We start from the raw sequence: 15,196 nt of genomic DNA, 5'->3' as shown, positions 1-15,196 counted from the left end.
CCCACCGAACCGTCCTCGATAACGCCAGCCCGCACCACCGGAGTTGAACAGATGACCGTGACCCTCGGCGTCCACGCCAGCAACCCCTCGCTCTACTACCTCGCCCGACTGCCCTACCTGGACGAGGAACTGGCCCCGCTCGGCGAGACCGGCGCCTTCCACCACTACGCCGACGGCACCCGCACCGGTGCGCTGCTCGCCGACGGCACCATCGACTTCGGCGGGACGGGCTCGACCCCGCCGGTCACCGCCCAGGCGGCCGGCCACGACCTGGTGTACGCGGCGGTCTCCGCACCCCGGCCCGACCACGGCGCTCTGCTGGTGCTGGACGGCGGCCCGGTCCAGGCGGTGGCGGACCTCAAGGGCGGCACCGTCGTGCTGGGCATCGGATCCTGGCAGACCCATCTGCTCGCCAAGGCCCTGCACGCGCAGGGACTTTCGTACGCCGAGGACGTCACCCCGGTGCGCCCGGCGGCCGGCGAGGACCAGGCCCAGCGGCTGCGCGACGGCGAGATCGCGGGGTGGATCGCCCAGGGCGCCGAACTGGCCGCCGCCCGCCGGAGCGGGGGCTTCCGGGAGCTGATCCGCACCGGCGACGTCATCACCGACCGCTCGGTGTTCTTCACCCGCCGGGACTTCGCGACCGAGCGCCCCGAGGTGGTCGCCGCGATCGCCGCCGCGCTGCGCCGGGCCGACGCCTGGGTGGCCGCCCACCCGGCCGAGGCGGCTGCGATCGCGGCGGAGCAGCTGGGCGGCTCGGCCGTCGACTGGCAGGCGGCGCTGGCCGCACTGCCGTGGCAACTGGAGCCCGCCACCGCCGGGTTCATCGCCGAGCAGCAGGAGGCCGCGGACATCTTCCACGGGGTCGGGTTCATCGACCGGGCGCTGACCGTCGCCGACGCCCATCTGCCCGAGCTGGAGGCCCCGGTGGCCGCCGCGCTCGCCAAGGCGGTCTGAACCATGGCCTCCGAAGTCCTCTGGTACATCATCCCGCGCGAGGGCCACTACCCGTGGGAGCCAGCCGGACGCCGCCCGGTGGATCTCCGCTACTTGCAGCAACTGGCGGGAAGCGTCGAGCGGTTGGGCTACACCGGCGCCCTGCTCGCGACCGACCTCTACGATGTGTGGACGCTCGGCAGCGCGCTCGCGGCCGCCACCACCCCGGCGTTCAAGCCGCTGCTGGCCGTCCACCCGGGGCTGGTCTCGCCCACCCTGCTGGCCAAGATGGCGCTCAGCTTCGACCGGATGCACGGCGGCCGACTGCGGTTCAACGTGGTCAACGGCTCGACCGCGCAACTGCGCGAGTACGGACTGGACGTCGAGCACGACGACCGCTACCGGCTCAGCGCCGAGTACTGGTCGATCGTCAAGCGCCTGACCGCCGGCGAAGTCTTCGACCACAAGGGCGAGTTCTACGATCTGAAGAACGCGGGCGCGAGCCTGAGGGAGCTGGCGCCGGTCCAGCCCGGCGGCATCCCGCTCTGGTTCGGCGGCAGTTCGGCGGCCGGCATCGAGATGGCGGCCGAGCACGTGGACGTCTACCTGACCTGGGGCGAGCCGCCGCACCTGCTCAAGGAGAAGCTGGACCTGGTCCGGGCGCGGGCCGCCGCCCACGGCCGGACCCTGCGGATCGGGCTGCGGCTGCACCTGATCGTCCGCGACACCGAGGATGAGGCCTGGGCGGCCGCCGACCGCCTGCTCGACGTCACCAGCGAGGCCACGTACGCCCGTCAACTGGGCGGCGCCAAGGGAGAGGACGGGGTCGGCTGGCAGCGGCAGTTCCGCCAGCACGGCGGCAAGGTGCCCGCACGGGCCCGGGAGCTGGAGGCCTACCCGAACCTCTGGCCAGGAATGAGCCTGTTCCGCCCCGGCCCCGGTACGGCGGTGGTCGGCTCGACTGCCCAGGTGGTCGAGCGGTTGCAGGAGTTCGAGTCGTTGGGCGTCGACACCTTCATCCTCTCCGGCAACCCCCTGCTGGAGGAGGCCCACCGGGTTGCAGAAACGGTACTGCCCGCCTTGGGCATCCGCCGCTGACAGATGACAACTGACAGCTGACAGATGATGAAATCTGTCAGCTGTCAGTTGTTCGCCCGTTCCGCCGGCAAGCCCCGCCCGCCCCCCTCCCCGCTCAGAGGCTGAGTCGGTCGATCTCCGCCAGCTCCTCCGCGGTCAGCGGACCGCCCGCGAGCGCGTCGATGTTCTGGTCCAGCTGGGCGACGCTGCTCGCCCCGATGATCACCGAGACCACCCGCGGGTCCCGCAGGACCCAGCACAGCGCGAGCTGCGCCAGCGTCTGCCCGCGCCGCTCGGCGACCTTGTTGAGTGCCCGCAGCTGCTCCAGCTTCGGCCCGCTGAGTGCCTCCTCGGTCAGGAACCGCCCGACCGACATCCGCGAACCGGCCGGCACCTCACCTGACAGGTAGCGATCCGTCAGCAGGCCCTGGGCGAGCGGCGAGTAAGCGATGAGGCTGGTCCGGGTCTCGCCCACCGCGTCCAGCACGCCCTCCTCCACGTACCGGTTGAGGATCGAGTACGCCGACTGGTTCAGCAGCACCGGCGTGCCCAGCTCGCGCAGGATCGCCACCGCCTCCCGGTGCTGCTCCGCCGGGTAGTTCGAGATCGCCGCGTACAGCGCCTTGCCCGAGCGCACCGCGCTGTCCAGCGCGCCCATCGTCTCCTCGAGCGGGGTGTCCGGGTCGTAGCGGTGGGAGTAGAAGACGTCGACGTAGTCCAGCCCCATCCGGCCCAGCGACTGGTCCAGGCTGGCCAGCAGGTACTTGCGGCTGCCGCCGTTGCCGTACGGGCCGGGCCACATGTCCCAGCCGGCCTTGCTGGCGATGAACAGCTCGTCGCGGTACGGGCGGAAGTCCTGGGCGAACAGGTAGCCGAAGTTGCGTTCGGCGCTGCCGTACGGCGGACCGTAGTTGTTCGCGAGGTCGAAGTGGGTGATCCCCCGGTCGAAGGCGCGGCGCAGTACCGCCCGCTGGACCTCCAGCGGCTGGGCGTCACCGAAGTTGTGCCAGAGGCCGAGGGAGACGGCCGGCAGCTGAACGCCGCTGCGGCCGGCCTTGCGGTAGGTCATTGAGGCATAGCGGTCATCCGCGGCGAGGTAGCTCATGCCGGACATCTTGCCAGTCGCCGCGGGCGGATCAAGCCCTTGCCCCGTTTCTGACCGGTGCTTATGCTCGCGGAGGATCGTACGCGTGCGAGGCGAAGGGGGAGTCACGATGACCGTCCAGGCTGTGACCGCGCCCGCGACCCCAACCGCGACCGCACCCGCGACCGCACCCGCGACCGCCGTGCCCCGCTGTTGTCGCCGCCGCCGCACCTCGCGCTGACGCCGCCCCAGAGCCGCTCCGCCGCGATCCCCTCCCGGTGCCGCCCGCGTGAGCGCAGCCCGTACCGGGGCGTTCCGCGCGGGCCGCCGCCACCCCTCCTCGGCAGCCCTGCCCGCGCCTCGGGTCAGGGCGTCGCGCCGAGGCCCCATCGAGCGCCCCCAAGGAGACCGCCGTGCGGTTCACCGTCTCGTCCCTCGTCGCCAACGGACCCGATCCCGTGACCGGCGTCCAGCGCACCCCGCAGGAGAAGCTGTGGAACGTCATCGACCAGGCGGTCGTGGCCGAGCAACTCGGTTACGACGGCTACGGCGTGGGGGAGCGGCACGGTGAACCGTTCCTCTCTCCGGCGCCGCCGGTGCTGCTCAGCGCGATAGCGGCCCGCACCTCCACCATCCGGCTGTTCACCACGGTGACGGTGCTGAGCATCCTGGATCCGGTCCGGGTCGCCGAGGACTACGCCCTGCTCGACCAGCTCTCCGGAGGCAGGGTCGAGTTGATCATCGGCAAGGGCAACGACCCGCGGCACTTCGACCTGTTCGGTCTGCCCGAGGAACGCCAGTGGGACGCGCTCGCCGAGAACTACGGCCTGTTGCGCCGGCTCTGGCGCGAGGAGAGGGTGACCTGGGAGGGTTCGACCCGCCCGCCGCTCAAGGACGCGGCCGTCGTGCCGCGCCCGTTGCAGGACCCGATCCCGGTGTGGCACGGCAGCGCGACCAGCACCCAGTCCACCGACCTGGCCGCCCGCTACGGTGATCCGCTCTTCTCCGCCAACTCCTTCCACCCGCTGGCCAAGTACCGCTCCCTGGTGGAGCACTACCGCGAGCGCTGGGCGCACTACGGGCGCGATCCGAGGGGGGCCAGGGTGGGCGCGAGCTTCGGCGGGCTGTACGTCGCCAAGCGCTCGCAGGACGCGGTCGAGGGTTTCCGTCCGTACTGGGACGCGATGTTCGGTTCGGCGGCCGGCCGGCACAACAAGTCGCCGTTCACCTCGCTGGAGGACGCGCTGGAGCACGGTTCGGCCCTGGTCGGAAGCCCGCAGCAGGTGATCGAGAAGATCCACCGCTATCACGAGGCCTTCGGCAACGAGGTGGTCGGGATCGGAGTCGACGCTCTGACGGAAGGGGCGCAGCGGGAGCAGTTGGAGCTGTTCGCGGCGGAGGTAGCCCCGGTGGTCAGGCGCGAGCTTCCGTGAGCGCCCGCCCGACGTGACGCGCGCCACCGGCCGCGGTGGAGTGCCGCCGGTCGGGGAGGGGGAGACGAGCGGGCGAGGGGCCGTGGCCGCCGGGGGGCGGCGCACGGCCCTCAGTCGTCCCCGGCGCGTACCCGTCCGCCCGCCTTGTCCACGGCGCGGACCGCGTCGGCCCGCCTCGCGTCCGCGTCGAGCCGGGCAATCCCTGGCCTTCTGTACCTACTGGTATGTACAGTGGTTCGCATGACCACCCAGGACCGCCTCATCGAGAGCACCCAGGCACTCCTCTGGGAGCGTGGCTACGTCGGCACCAGCCCCAAGGCCATCCAGCAGCACGCCGGCGTCGGCCAGGGCAGCATGTACCACCACTTCGCCGGCAAGCCCGACCTCGCCGCCGCCGCGCTGCGCCGCAGTGCCGAGCAGCTGCGGGGAGTCGCCGCCGCCGACCTGTCCGCCCCCGGCAGCGCGTACGACCGCATCGCCGCCTACCTGCGCCGCGACCGCGACGTGCTGCGCGGCTGCCGGATCGGCCGGATGGCCCAGGACCCGGACGTCATCGCCGACCCCGAACTGCGCGCCCCCGTCGAGGAGACCTTCGACTGGCTGCGCGCCCGGATCGCCGAGTTGGTGGCCGAGGGCCAGGCGGCGGGCGAGCTCGCCCCCGGTGTCGACCCGGCCGACACCGCCGCTGCCGTGGTCGCCGTCGTCCAGGGCGGCTACGTTCTGGCCCGCGCGGCCGGCCGGGCCGAGCCCTTTGATCAGGCCGTACGCGGCGCCCTCGGCCTGCTCGCCGCCCAACGCACCGCCTGACCCGCGCCTCGCACGGCTGAGCGGCCGCGTGACCGACTGACCGAGTGACCGAGTGACCGCGTGACCGAGCGCGTGACCGACTGGCCGAGCGACGCCCGCTCGACGATCCGACCGAGGAGACCCGCCGTGCACGCCATGCAGTACGAGATCACCCTCCCCGCCGACTACGACCTGGGGATCATCCGCAAGCGCGTCGCCGACAAGGGCCATCTGCTCGACGCGCACCCGGGCCTCGGGCTCAAGGCGTACCTGGTCCGTGAGCGGGGCCGCGACGGGTCGCCCGTCAACCAGTACGCGCCGTTCTACCTCTGGCGCACCGTCGAGGGCATGAACAGCTTCCTCTGGGGACCGGGCTTCCGCGGCCTGAGCGCCGACTTCGGCCGCCCGGTCGTCCGTCACTGGCTCGGCGCCGGTCTGGCCCACGGCGCCGTGCCGGATGCTCCGGCGACCTCGACCTCGACCTCGACCTCGACCGTGACCACGACCGTGACCACGACCGCGACCACGGCTACCCGCCACACCGTCAGGCTCCCCGAGTCCGACGATCCCGCCGAGGCGGTCGAACGGGCCCTCGCCGAGTTCCCCGCGCACCCCGCTCTGCACACCGCCGCCGTCGCGGTGGACCCGAGCCGCTGGGAACTGGTCCGCTTCGCCCTCTGGCACGGCCCGGCCCCGGACGACGTGCCGGGCAGCCGCTACCAGGTGCTGCACCTGTCCCGTCCCGAACTCGACCGGCTGCCTGGCGGCCGGCACTGGTGAAAGGTTTCGCCACTCCCATGACCAGCCCCACGCCCGCCTCCGCGACCGCCCCCGTCACCCCCGCGACCGCGCCCGCCGTCCCACCCCCCGCCCCGATGACACCGGCCGACCTGACCCCCGCGCCGCTCGACCGCGAAGCCGGCTACGCCCTGCTCGCCGACCTCGCCGGCCCGGTCGCCGCCGCGACCCTCGGCGGCCTGGACGGTCTCGCACCCGGTTTCCCCGACTGGATCGTCACCAGTCTCTTCGGCGGCACCTACCAGCGCCCCGGTCTCGCCCTGCGCGACCGGCAGGTGGCCAACCTGGCCGCGCTCACCGCCCTCGGCGGCGTGGAGCCGCAGCTCGCCGATCACGTCCGCAACAGTCTGCGGATCGGCCTGACCAGGGAGGAGATCACCGAGGTCATCGTCCACCTCGCCCCCTACGTCGGCGTCCCCAAGGCTCTGGCCGGCCTGCGGGTCGCCACCGACACCTTCGCCGAGGTATCCCCGACCGAGACGTCCCCGACCCCCGTATCCCCGACCCCCGCAACCCCGACCGAGGCGGACCGGGCATGACCCCCACGATCCGTACCGTTCTCGGCGACCTCGACCCCGCGGAACTCGGTGCCACCGACTCCCACGACCACCTCTTCATCCGCAGCCCCCTGCTCCCCGGCGAGGAACTGGACGACCCGGCCGCCGCCGAGGGTGTCCTGCGCGCCTTCGCGGCGGCCGGCGGACGGTCGTTCGTCCAGTGGACCCCGTACGGCATGGGTCGCGGGGCGGACTCCCTCGCGAAGCTCTCCCGTGCGACCGGAGTCCACGTCGTCGCCGCCACCGGCCTGCACCAGGCGGCCCACTACGACCCGGACACCCTCCCTGCCGTGTACGACGGGCTGGCCGAACGCTTCACCGCCGAACTCACCACCGGGCTGACGGCCGAACCGGCCACCGAGTTGCCTGGACCGCCCGTAGCAGCCGAGGCCCCCGTAGCCGCCGAGGTCCCCGAAGCACCCGCGTCGCCCGAGGCCGTCCGGGCGGGCCTGATCAAGATCGCCTGCGACCCCGGGGCCATCACGGCGCACACCCGCCGGGTGATGGCCGCGGCCGCCGACGCGCACCACGCCACCGGTGCCCCGATCGCCGTCCACCTCGAACCCCGAGCCGACCCGCACCTCGTCCTGAACCGGCTGCACGTTCGACACGGCGTCCCGCCCCACCGGATCATCCTCGGTCACCTCACCCGGCTGCCGGATGTGCGGGTGCACCGCGAACTCGCCGCGGAAGGCGTCTACTTCGCGCTGGACAGCCCCTCCCGGGCCGGCCACCCGGCCGACCACCAGGCCTTCGACGTCATCGCCGACCTCGTCGAGGCCGGCCACGCCTCCCGCCTCCTCCTCGGCGCCGACACCACCACCCGCACCGCCCGTCGGGCCGACGGCCCGACCGCACTGCTCGACGACCTCGCCCCACGGCTCGCCCGCACCTTCGGCCCCGAACTGCCCGGCCTCCTCCTCACCGCCAACCCGGCCGCCGCCTTCGCCACCGAGTGGCGCACGCCCTGAACCGTTCCCGCTCGGCCCGCCCCGGTCTCGACCGGCCGCAGGCCGAACCCGGGTCCTCGGTGAAGGCCCGCCGCCCACGCCCTACCGTGACGGCCATGGTGACCCTGCGCATCCTCACGACCGACGACTGGCCGCTCTGGCGCGACCTGCGCCTCGCCGCCCTCTCCGACGCGCCGCACGCCTTCAAGGCCCGCCTGGCGGACTGGCACCACGGCGGCGAGGAACGGTGGCGCGCCCGGTTGCACCTTCCGGGCGCCCACCACGTTGCGGCGCTGCTGGACGGTCCGGACGGTCCGGACGCCACGCCCGTCGGCCTGGCGGACGGTCTCCCCGGAGCCGGCGGCGTACGGGAGTTGCGCTCGGTGTGGGTCGGGCCGGAGGCACGCGGCAGGGGCGTCGCCGACCGCCTGTTGGAGGAGGTCGAGCGCTGGGCCCGCGCATCCGGCGGCAGCACGCTGCGCCTCGCGGTGCTCCCCGGCAACGAACCCGCGATCACGCTCTACCGCCGGCACGGCTTCACCGAGCTCACCGCACTCACCGCGCTCACCGAGCCCGGCGGGCCCGGCGGGCCGCTCGCCGGCGGGGTCGCCCGGGAGCTCGTGATGGCGAAGCCGCTGCGCTGACGGTTGCAGCTGACGGCCGGGCGGGCCGGTCACCCGCCGATCCACCCCGCCACCCGCTCGACGGCCGCGAACGCGCCGAAGGCGAGCAGCTGCCACCCGGCACCGACCCGGCCGAGGTCATCAAGAACCTCGCCGCGCCGTTGTACTTCCGGGTCCTGATCACGGCCGAGCGGGTGGACGGCGACACCGCCGACCGAGCCGCCGCCGCCGTTCTCGCCGCGGCCCGCAACGGTGGCCTCGGCTGACCCGGGCGGCCGTCACGAGCCCGGCCCCGCCGTCGGGCGGCTCACATGTGAGTGCCGCCGTCGATGCGGAGCTCGGTGCCGGTGACGAACGCGCCGTCGTCGGAGGCCAGCATCGCGATCACCCCGGCCACCGTCTCCGGACCCGCGAAGCCCTGGCCGAGGGCCGGGGCGAGCTTGGCGAGCAGGCTGAAGTCGGCGTCGGCGGGCAGCCCGGGGTTGTGGGTCATGCCGCTGTCGATGCTGCCCGGCGCGACGCAGACCGCACGCAGGCCCTGCTTCGCGTACTCGGAGGCGATGGCGTGGGTGAAGGACTGGATGCCGCCCTTGGTCGCGGCGTACGCGGCCATGTAGGGGTGGGCGAAGCTCGCCGAGGTGGAGCTGAAGTTGACCACCACGCCCCTGCCGCCCGCGAGCAGCGCGGGGAGCGCCTCGCGGGTCATCAGGAAGGTGCCGGTCAGGTTGACCGCGAGGAGCTTGTTCCAGAACTCCAGGCTGGTCTCGTGGGTGTGCGAGGAGCGGAGGATGCCGGCCGCGTTGACCAGGGCGTCCAGCCCGCCGAGGTCCGTGATCGCCGCCGCGACGCCGGTGACGACGGCCGCCTCGTCCGAGATGTCCAGGACCTGGATGGCCAGGCGGTCCGCGGTGCCGTCGGCGGTCGCGCGGTCCAGGGTCGCCTTCAGGCCGTCCTCGTCGACGTCGACGGCGACGACCTTCCCTCCCTCGGCGAGGATCCGGTGCACGGTGGCCTGGCCGATGCCAGAGCCGCCGCCGGTGATCAGGACGTTCCGTCCGCTGAAGCGCTCCATGGTGGTACTCCGTTCGTTCGTTCGTGGCCTCTCGACCTCAAGAGGCACGGTACGCCTTAATGGCATAACGTGCCAATAAGTCCTCTGGGTGTCACTTCGGCGCAACGCGCCACAGTGGCACCGGCCCGCGTACGCTGACCCTGTGACCGGACGCCCCACCCTGAATCAACGCCGCCGCGACGCCACCCGGCTGGACATCGCCCGTACCGCCGCCGCACTCTTCGCCGAGCGCGGGGCCGAGGCGACCACCGCCGAGGAGATCGCCCTCGCGGCCGGCATCTCGCTGCGCACCTTCTACCGGTACTTCTCCGTCAAGGAGGACGCCGTCGCGCCGCTGCTGGCGGCCGGTGGGCGTCGCTGGGTCGACCAGCTCGCCGAGACCCCGGCCGATCTGCCGCTGCGCGAGGCTCTGGAGCGCTCGGCGGTCGCCTCGCTGACCCCGCCCGACGAGGAGGCGGTCGAGGCGATGGAGTGGACGCGAAGCCTGCTGCGCGACCCGCGCCTCGACGGCACGTGGCAGCGCGTCCACGCCGACTCCGAGGAGCGGCTGCGGGCGGTCCTCGCGGCGCGTTGCCCGGGCGGCACCGACCCGCTGGAGATCCGACTGGCCGCCGCTGCGGCGACGGCCGCGATCCGGGTCGCGCTGGAGGAATGGGCCGCCTCGGACGCGCCCACGACCGGCCCGGGCTCCCCGCGGGAGCTCGGTGCGCGCTGCATGCGCGAACTCACGGCGGGGCTGCGGCTCTACGGGCGGGAGGGCTGGGCCCGCCCGGCCGCGAACAGGTGACAGATAACAGCTGACAGATTTCGTTATCTGTTATCTGTTATCTGTTATCTGTCGGCTGTCATCTGTCATCTGTTCCTCCTCCCCGGCCCCGTTAGGGTGGGTGATCGCGCGCCCCGGTGGGGGAACCGGGGTGACCACCTCGGATGTCCTGGACGGAGGGGGCGGGGAGTTCGAGGCGTGGGAGCAAGTAGGACATGGGTCTGACGAGCCACAAGGTGTTGGCGCTGGCCGTATTGATCGCCGTCGTGATGACGGCCGGCACGGTCTGGCTGTGGCCAAGACTCGCCAAGCAGACCTGGCAGGCGGTGCTCGGCCGGATCGGCTCCCTGCTCGCCACCCAGCTCGCGGTGCTGGCCGCGCTCGGCCTGGTGGCGAACAACTACTTCGCCTTCTACAGCAGTTGGGACGACCTGCTGGGCACCGGTGACACCGGCCCGGTGGTGATCCACAACAAGGCGGACGCGTCCGGCCGGCTGCTCGTGGAGACGATCGGCCACGCCTCCGTCAAGGGCGGCGGCGCGATGGGCCGCGAGCCCAGCCAGTCCGGTGAGATCCGCAAGGTGCGGATCGACGGCGCGGCCAGCCGGCTGTCCACCGAGGGGTACGTCTTCCTGCCGCCGCAGTACTTCCAACCGGAGTACGCGCAGCGGCAGTTCCCGGCGGTGATCGTCAGCACCGGCTTCCCCGGGATCGCCGAGAACCTGATCACCCGGTTCAACTACCCGGGCGCAGCGCTCAAGTTGCTCCAGGACGGCAAGATGCAGCCGACCGTCATGGTGCTGATGCGCCCCTCGCCGGCCCTGCCGCAGGACACCGAGTGCGAGGACATCCCGGGCGGCGCGCAGTCCGACACGTACTTCACCAAGGACGTCCCCTCAGCGATCCAGGCGAGCTTCCGGGTCTCCTCCGACCCGCAGGCCTGGGCCTTCATGGGCAACTCGACCGGCGGCTACTGCGCCCTCAAGCTGGCCATGCGCCACCCGGACGTCTTTCCGACCGCCGTCGCGCTCTCCGCCTACTACGACGCCGCCGACGACCCGACCACGGGCGACCTGTTCGGCGGCAGCAAGCAGCGTCGTGACGAGGCCAACCTGATGTGGCGGTTGAAGAACCTGCCGCAGCCCAAGGTGTCCGTGCTGCTGGCCGGCACCAAGAAGGGCGACGGCGACTACCGGCGCGACACCGAGGCCTTCGTCGACGCCGTGCAGTCCCCGATGAAGGTCTCCTACAGCATGTTGGAGAACGGCGGCCACAACTTCGAGACCTGGAGCGCGCTGCTGCCGTCCTCGCTGGAGTGGCTGTCCCAGCACCTCAAGGTCCCGAACCAGGCCGCCTGAGCAGACCGTCTGAGCAGGCAGTCTGCTCAGACGGCCTGAGTAAGCCGACGGACAGCGAGGGGGCGCGGGGGCGGTGAGGCTCAGGCCACCCGCTCCAGCGTCCCGGTGTGCAGCTCGCCGACCCGGCCGCCCTCGCCCTCGTACGTCCAGAAGGCGCGCACCGTCAGCCGGCCGAGGTCCATCACGTGGCTGACGGTGATCCCGCTCTCCTCGGTCCAGCTGATGAAGTAGATCTCCGGCGCCACCTCGGCGACGTGCAGCCGCACGTCCTCCCACTGGCCCGCCGACTCGCCGAGGCCCTCCCAGCGCAGCCGCCTGCCGTCGGCCGAGTAGGTGTTGCGGAAGGCCGCGCCGTTGTCGGCCCGGAAGAGGTAGGTGCGGCCGGCGAAGGCGGGCAGGGGCGCGGTCATGGTGGGGCGGTACCTCGTTCCTGTGGGGCCGTGCACGGCGGTCTTGTGCACTGCGGAAGATGTCGGACCTCCAATTTATCCGACCCGGTGAGCCGGGTGGGCGCACCCGTGGACGGTGCGCCACGGCACCGGCCGCCACCGCGCAGGCCGGCGCGGTGTGCGGCGGGCACCTGGGCGCCCGCCGGCGGCCGGTCCTACCGTCCACCCCCATGAGACGCACCCCCACTCCCATGAGACGCACCCCCACTCCCGTGCGGCACACCCCCACCGCCGTCAGACGCACCCCCACCGCGTTGTCCGCCCTCCTGCTCACCCTCGCCGCGCTGCTCCTCGGCACCCCCACTCCCGCCCAGGCCACCGTCGCCCAGACCGCCACTGCCCAGACCGCCGCCCAGGCGGCCACCGCCCCGCTCGCCCTCGAAGCCGCCTTCCCCGCCCCCGGCAACGGCTGGGCCAAGGTCGAGCGCTACCTCGACACCACCCCCGGCTTCCGTACCGAGCAGTACCCGGCCGACGGCCGCGGCGACCAGGACGGCGCCCGCCGGACGTACTTCGGCGGCACCGGCCAGCCCTCCTCCAGCCGCTTCCTGCTGTACTCGGCGACCGGCTGGGACACCGGCAGCCGTCCGACCCCCGTGCTGCTGGTCCACGGCGCCAACGACAACGCCGACCGCGCCTGGGCGAACCCGGGGGAGAGCGGCACCTGCGGTGCCTCCGCCTGCCCGTCCACCGGCCTCGCCCAGTACCTCGTCGGCACCGGCCACCGGGTGTTCGCCATCGGCTTCGCCCACAAGCAGGGCGACAACCTGCTCCAGGCGCAGGCCGTCGGCGACGCCGTCGCGCTGATCCGGGCCCGCCTCGGCGTCCCCCAGGTGGACGTGGTGGCCTGGAGCAAGGGCGAGGTCGCCGCCCGGGCGTACGTGTCCTCGGTGCGCCCGTCCTGGGGGCGGGCCTACGCGGGCGACGTGCGCCGCCTGATCACCCTCGGGGGCCCGAACGGCGGGCTCGACTACGTGTACGCGCACGGCTGGTCGTTCGACCTCGCGAGCTGGCCGGCCTGCGGCGGCACCGCCAACGCGCCGTCCCCGCACCTCTACATGACCTGCTACGGCACCTACACGGCGCAGCCCTGCCTCGGCGTGCTGCCCACCGGCGGCTACGACTGCTACCCGGGCCAGCGCCAGCTGCTCGCCCGCTGGGACGGCCGGTACGGGGTGGACGGCACCGCCCAGGACTGGTGGACCACCTACTACGGCGGCCAGGGCTTCTACACCTCCGGCCAGGGCATCCAGGCGGCGATCGACGCCGGTTCGCTGATCGCGCCGCTGCAACAGGCGGGCGTCCCCGCGTCGGTGCGCACCTATCTGCTCGCGGGCGGGTCCGCCGACATCCCGGGCGTGCTCAACGAGAACCGGGGGCCCAGCGACGGCATCGTGTTCACCGCGAGCGCCCTGGACACCACCGGCATCGCGACGATCGGCGGCACCCGGCTGCTCACCGGCCTCAACCACCTGGAACTCGCCTGGGCGCCGGAGGCCGAGAGCCAGGTCGACAACTGGCTCGCTTGACCCGTGGACCCGTGGACCCGTGGACCCGTGACCCGCCGATTCGCCGATTCGTCGTTCGGCAGCTCGACGGCTCCGCTGATCCGTCCCAACTGATCCACCACGCAGCGTCGTTGATCGACACCGCTGTGACCTGTGCGACAACCGGCCCGAGCAGGTTGTCCGTTCACGGACGGCCCGCCTAGCCTGCAACCGTCGTCCGCCCTCGCGGACCCCCGCCGCCGGGACGCCGAGTCCTGTCCACCCGCCGGCCGGCAACCGAGCACCACAGCGGACGGGAGCGGGGGAACCAAGGTCAGCGCCCGGCCCGTACGCTCCCGCGTGCGGGCCGTGGCTAGGGGTGAAGCCGCTTCCACCGGCGGCCGGGCTGCCTCCGCCCGAATCCGACAGCTCACCTCGCAGGCGTCGCAGAGGACACTGCCATGCACCAGCCTGCCCGGCGCCGCGCGCCGCGCCACGCCCGCCCCTCCCGCCGGGGCCGCAACGCCACCCTCGCCGTCACCGGAGCGCTCGCCGTCACCGGCGCCGGACTGCTCGGCCTGCCGGCCGTCTCCGGCGCCCAGGCCGCCACCGCCCCGACCGTCACCCAGGACCGGCTCGCCCCGGCGACCATGGTCGCCAACCAGGCCGCCACCGCCTCGCTGACCCTCCACTCCTCGGCCTGCTTCACCGCGAAGACCGTCGGCGTGGGCGTCCGGAACGCGGCCGGTGCGAACCTCGACTTCCCGGGCAACGCCTCCAATGTGCAGATCTGCCCGAGCGGCCTGTCCTTCACCAGCGGCGCACGCGCCCTGCCGGCCGGGACGTACACCCAGTTCGGCTTCTGGCAGGACCTCGGCGGGACCTGGCACAACCTGGCCTCGCAGCAACTGGTGGTCTCCAGCACTCCGGCGCCGACTCCGCCCCCGACCCCGACGCCCACCACGAAGCCGACTCCCGCCCCGACCCCGACGGCGACCCCGACCCCGACGGCGACCCCCACCGCGAAGCCGACCCCGACGAGCAGCCCGAGCAGCCCGAGCAGCCCGAGCAGCCCGAGCGCCACCGCCAGCCCGTCGGCCGGCACCCCCGCATCCCCGGTCGCCGGCAAGTCGCTGACCTGGTCCGACGAGTTCAACGGCCCGATCAGCTGGGGCTCGCGCTGGGTCGGCGACAAGAGCACCGCGTACAAGTACGGCAACCACAACCCGGACGACAACAAGCTCGACCTGCTGAACAAGAACAACGTCAGCGTCGCCAACGGGGTCGCCACCTTCACCGCCGCGCCCGGCACCACCACGCTGGAGAACGGCAAGCAGGCCTGGAACACCGGCTTCCTGACCACCGAGGGCTCCAGCGAGGGCTTCCAGGTCAGGACCGGCGACTACGCCGAGACCCGGGTCAAGCTGCCGTCCGGCTCCGGCGCCTGGCCGGCCTTCTGGACCTGGAAGAACGGCAACGGGGAGGTCGACTCCTTCGAGTACCACCCCGACAACCCGAACCTGCTGGAGCTGACCAACCACGTCAACCCCGGCAACCCCAAGTACTACACCGACGCCGGCGCCGTCGCGAAGGACCAGTGGGTGACCATCGGCACCTATTACGGCGCCACCTCGGTGGACTGGTACGTCAACGGCGCCAAGGTGTTCTCGGACGGCAAGGGCGTCGGCGCCAACTGGTCGGCGTACCTGATCCTCAACCTGTCGGTCGGCGCGGGGAAGTACCACCCGGCGCCGCAGGGCACCGCCCCGATCACCTTCGCCGCCGACTACGTCCGCGTGTACCGGTAGGGCCTTCGGGGC

Annotated in this window: 15 protein-coding genes and 1 riboswitch; of the genes, 12 read left to right on the top strand and 3 right to left on the bottom strand. The window is 72.8% G+C overall.

All coding sequences use genetic code 11. The annotated features are described in order from the left end of the window. Window positions 1–51 precede the first annotated feature (51 nt). Window positions 52–957, top strand: a complete 906-nt coding sequence (locus AC07AL_RS03180; RefSeq protein ID WP_478316616.1) for an ABC transporter substrate-binding protein — start codon at window positions 52–54, stop codon at window positions 955–957. Window positions 958–960: 3 nt separating this feature from the next. Beyond that, complete coding sequence (locus AC07AL_RS03175) at window positions 961–2,034, top strand: LLM class flavin-dependent oxidoreductase (protein WP_363616719.1); 1,074 nt, start codon at window positions 961–963, stop codon at window positions 2,032–2,034. A gap of 94 nt (window positions 2,035–2,128) precedes the next feature. Here AC07AL_RS03175 and AC07AL_RS03170 read toward each other — a convergent pair whose 3' ends face one another. Beyond that, window positions 2,129–3,118: an aldo/keto reductase gene (locus AC07AL_RS03170; RefSeq protein WP_363579290.1), complete on the bottom strand. Its 990-nt coding sequence runs from the start codon at window positions 3,116–3,118 to the stop codon at window positions 2,129–2,131. A gap of 392 nt (window positions 3,119–3,510) precedes the next feature. Between AC07AL_RS03170 and AC07AL_RS03165 the strand changes: the two genes are divergently transcribed. The 6 genes from AC07AL_RS03165 (at window position 3,511) to AC07AL_RS03140 (ending at window position 8,265) form a co-directional block, all read left to right on the top strand. After that, window positions 3,511–4,530, top strand: coding sequence for an LLM class flavin-dependent oxidoreductase (locus AC07AL_RS03165; protein WP_363579288.1), 1,020 nt, complete (start codon window positions 3,511–3,513; stop codon window positions 4,528–4,530). A gap of 240 nt (window positions 4,531–4,770) precedes the next feature. Then, on the top strand, window positions 4,771–5,337 hold the full coding sequence (locus AC07AL_RS03160) for a TetR/AcrR family transcriptional regulator (RefSeq protein ID WP_363579286.1): 567 nt from the start codon (window positions 4,771–4,773) through the stop codon (window positions 5,335–5,337). Window positions 5,338–5,463: 126 nt separating this feature from the next. After that, a complete protein-coding gene (locus AC07AL_RS03155) occupies window positions 5,464–6,096 on the top strand; it encodes a DUF4865 family protein (RefSeq protein ID WP_478316693.1) in 633 nt (210 codons plus the stop codon). Window positions 6,097–6,113: 17 nt separating this feature from the next. Next, window positions 6,114–6,653: a carboxymuconolactone decarboxylase family protein gene (locus tag AC07AL_RS03150; protein WP_478316613.1), complete on the top strand. Its 540-nt coding sequence runs from the start codon at window positions 6,114–6,116 to the stop codon at window positions 6,651–6,653. Beyond that, on the top strand, window positions 6,650–7,642 hold the full coding sequence (locus tag AC07AL_RS03145; protein WP_363579283.1) for a phosphotriesterase family protein: 993 nt from the start codon (window positions 6,650–6,652) through the stop codon (window positions 7,640–7,642). Before AC07AL_RS03150 ends, AC07AL_RS03145 begins: the two co-directional genes overlap by 4 nt. Window positions 7,643–7,737: 95 nt before the next feature. Then, window positions 7,738–8,265, top strand: coding sequence for an N-acetyltransferase family protein (locus AC07AL_RS03140; RefSeq protein ID WP_478316611.1), 528 nt, complete (start codon window positions 7,738–7,740; stop codon window positions 8,263–8,265). A gap of 286 nt (window positions 8,266–8,551) precedes the next feature. On the opposite strand, the gene AC07AL_RS03135 is transcribed toward AC07AL_RS03140, so the two are convergent. Continuing rightward, complete coding sequence (locus tag AC07AL_RS03135; protein WP_478316609.1) at window positions 8,552–9,316, bottom strand: SDR family NAD(P)-dependent oxidoreductase; 765 nt, start codon at window positions 9,314–9,316, stop codon at window positions 8,552–8,554. 142 nt (window positions 9,317–9,458) lie between these two features. Between AC07AL_RS03135 and AC07AL_RS03130 the strand changes: the two genes are divergently transcribed. Together AC07AL_RS03130 and AC07AL_RS03125 are read left to right on the top strand one after the other, a co-directional pair. Next, on the top strand, window positions 9,459–10,103 hold the full coding sequence (locus tag AC07AL_RS03130; protein WP_363579277.1) for a TetR family transcriptional regulator: 645 nt from the start codon (window positions 9,459–9,461) through the stop codon (window positions 10,101–10,103). Between the two features lie 194 nt (window positions 10,104–10,297). Beyond that, complete coding sequence (locus AC07AL_RS03125; protein ID WP_363616739.1) at window positions 10,298–11,440, top strand: alpha/beta hydrolase; 1,143 nt, start codon at window positions 10,298–10,300, stop codon at window positions 11,438–11,440. An 80-nt stretch (window positions 11,441–11,520) separates the two neighbouring features. Here AC07AL_RS03125 and AC07AL_RS03120 read toward each other — a convergent pair whose 3' ends face one another. Further along, window positions 11,521–11,850 carry a MoaF-related domain-containing protein gene (locus AC07AL_RS03120; protein WP_063349998.1) on the bottom strand — a complete coding sequence of 110 codons (330 nt, stop codon included), beginning with the start codon at window positions 11,848–11,850 and terminating at the stop codon, window positions 11,521–11,523. A gap of 230 nt (window positions 11,851–12,080) precedes the next feature. Between AC07AL_RS03120 and AC07AL_RS03115 the strand changes: the two genes are divergently transcribed. Next, complete coding sequence (locus tag AC07AL_RS03115) at window positions 12,081–13,418, top strand: esterase/lipase family protein (protein WP_478316607.1); 1,338 nt, start codon at window positions 12,081–12,083, stop codon at window positions 13,416–13,418. 250 nt (window positions 13,419–13,668) lie between these two features. Then, window positions 13,669–13,835: riboswitch (cyclic di-AMP (ydaO/yuaA leader) on the top strand. Between the two features lie 2 nt (window positions 13,836–13,837). Next, the gene (locus AC07AL_RS03110) at window positions 13,838–15,184 is read left to right on the top strand and encodes a glycoside hydrolase family 16 protein (protein WP_478316606.1); all 1,347 of its coding nucleotides are present in this window, start codon (window positions 13,838–13,840) and stop codon (window positions 15,182–15,184) included. Window positions 15,185–15,196 lie beyond the last annotated feature (12 nt).

The sequence above is a fragment of the Kitasatospora sp. NPDC043949 genome (assembly GCF_056435365.1).
The sequence above is the reverse complement of the archived record's forward strand: the minus strand, read 5'-3'. Positions and strand labels throughout refer to the sequence as shown.

Coding starts and splice junctions, on each gene's coding strand:
- AC07AL_RS03145 (WP_363579283.1), top strand. CDS start 6,650: ATGACCCCCACGATCCGTACCGTTCTCGGCGACCTCGACCCCGCGGAA.
- AC07AL_RS03120 (WP_063349998.1), bottom strand. CDS start 11,850: ATGACCGCGCCCCTGCCCGCCTTCGCCGGCCGCACCTACCTCTTCCGG.
- AC07AL_RS03180 (WP_478316616.1), top strand. CDS start 52: ATGACCGTGACCCTCGGCGTCCACGCCAGCAACCCCTCGCTCTACTAC.
- AC07AL_RS03175 (WP_363616719.1), top strand. CDS start 961: ATGGCCTCCGAAGTCCTCTGGTACATCATCCCGCGCGAGGGCCACTAC.
- AC07AL_RS03140 (WP_478316611.1), top strand. CDS start 7,738: ATGGTGACCCTGCGCATCCTCACGACCGACGACTGGCCGCTCTGGCGC.
- AC07AL_RS03115 (WP_478316607.1), top strand. CDS start 12,081: ATGAGACGCACCCCCACTCCCGTGCGGCACACCCCCACCGCCGTCAGA.
- AC07AL_RS03135 (WP_478316609.1), bottom strand. CDS start 9,316: ATGGAGCGCTTCAGCGGACGGAACGTCCTGATCACCGGCGGCGGCTCT.
- AC07AL_RS03150 (WP_478316613.1), top strand. CDS start 6,114: ATGACCAGCCCCACGCCCGCCTCCGCGACCGCCCCCGTCACCCCCGCG.
- AC07AL_RS03160 (WP_363579286.1), top strand. CDS start 4,771: ATGACCACCCAGGACCGCCTCATCGAGAGCACCCAGGCACTCCTCTGG.
- AC07AL_RS03110 (WP_478316606.1), top strand. CDS start 13,838: ATGCACCAGCCTGCCCGGCGCCGCGCGCCGCGCCACGCCCGCCCCTCC.
- AC07AL_RS03170 (WP_363579290.1), bottom strand. CDS start 3,118: ATGAGCTACCTCGCCGCGGATGACCGCTATGCCTCAATGACCTACCGC.
- AC07AL_RS03125 (WP_363616739.1), top strand. CDS start 10,298: ATGGGTCTGACGAGCCACAAGGTGTTGGCGCTGGCCGTATTGATCGCC.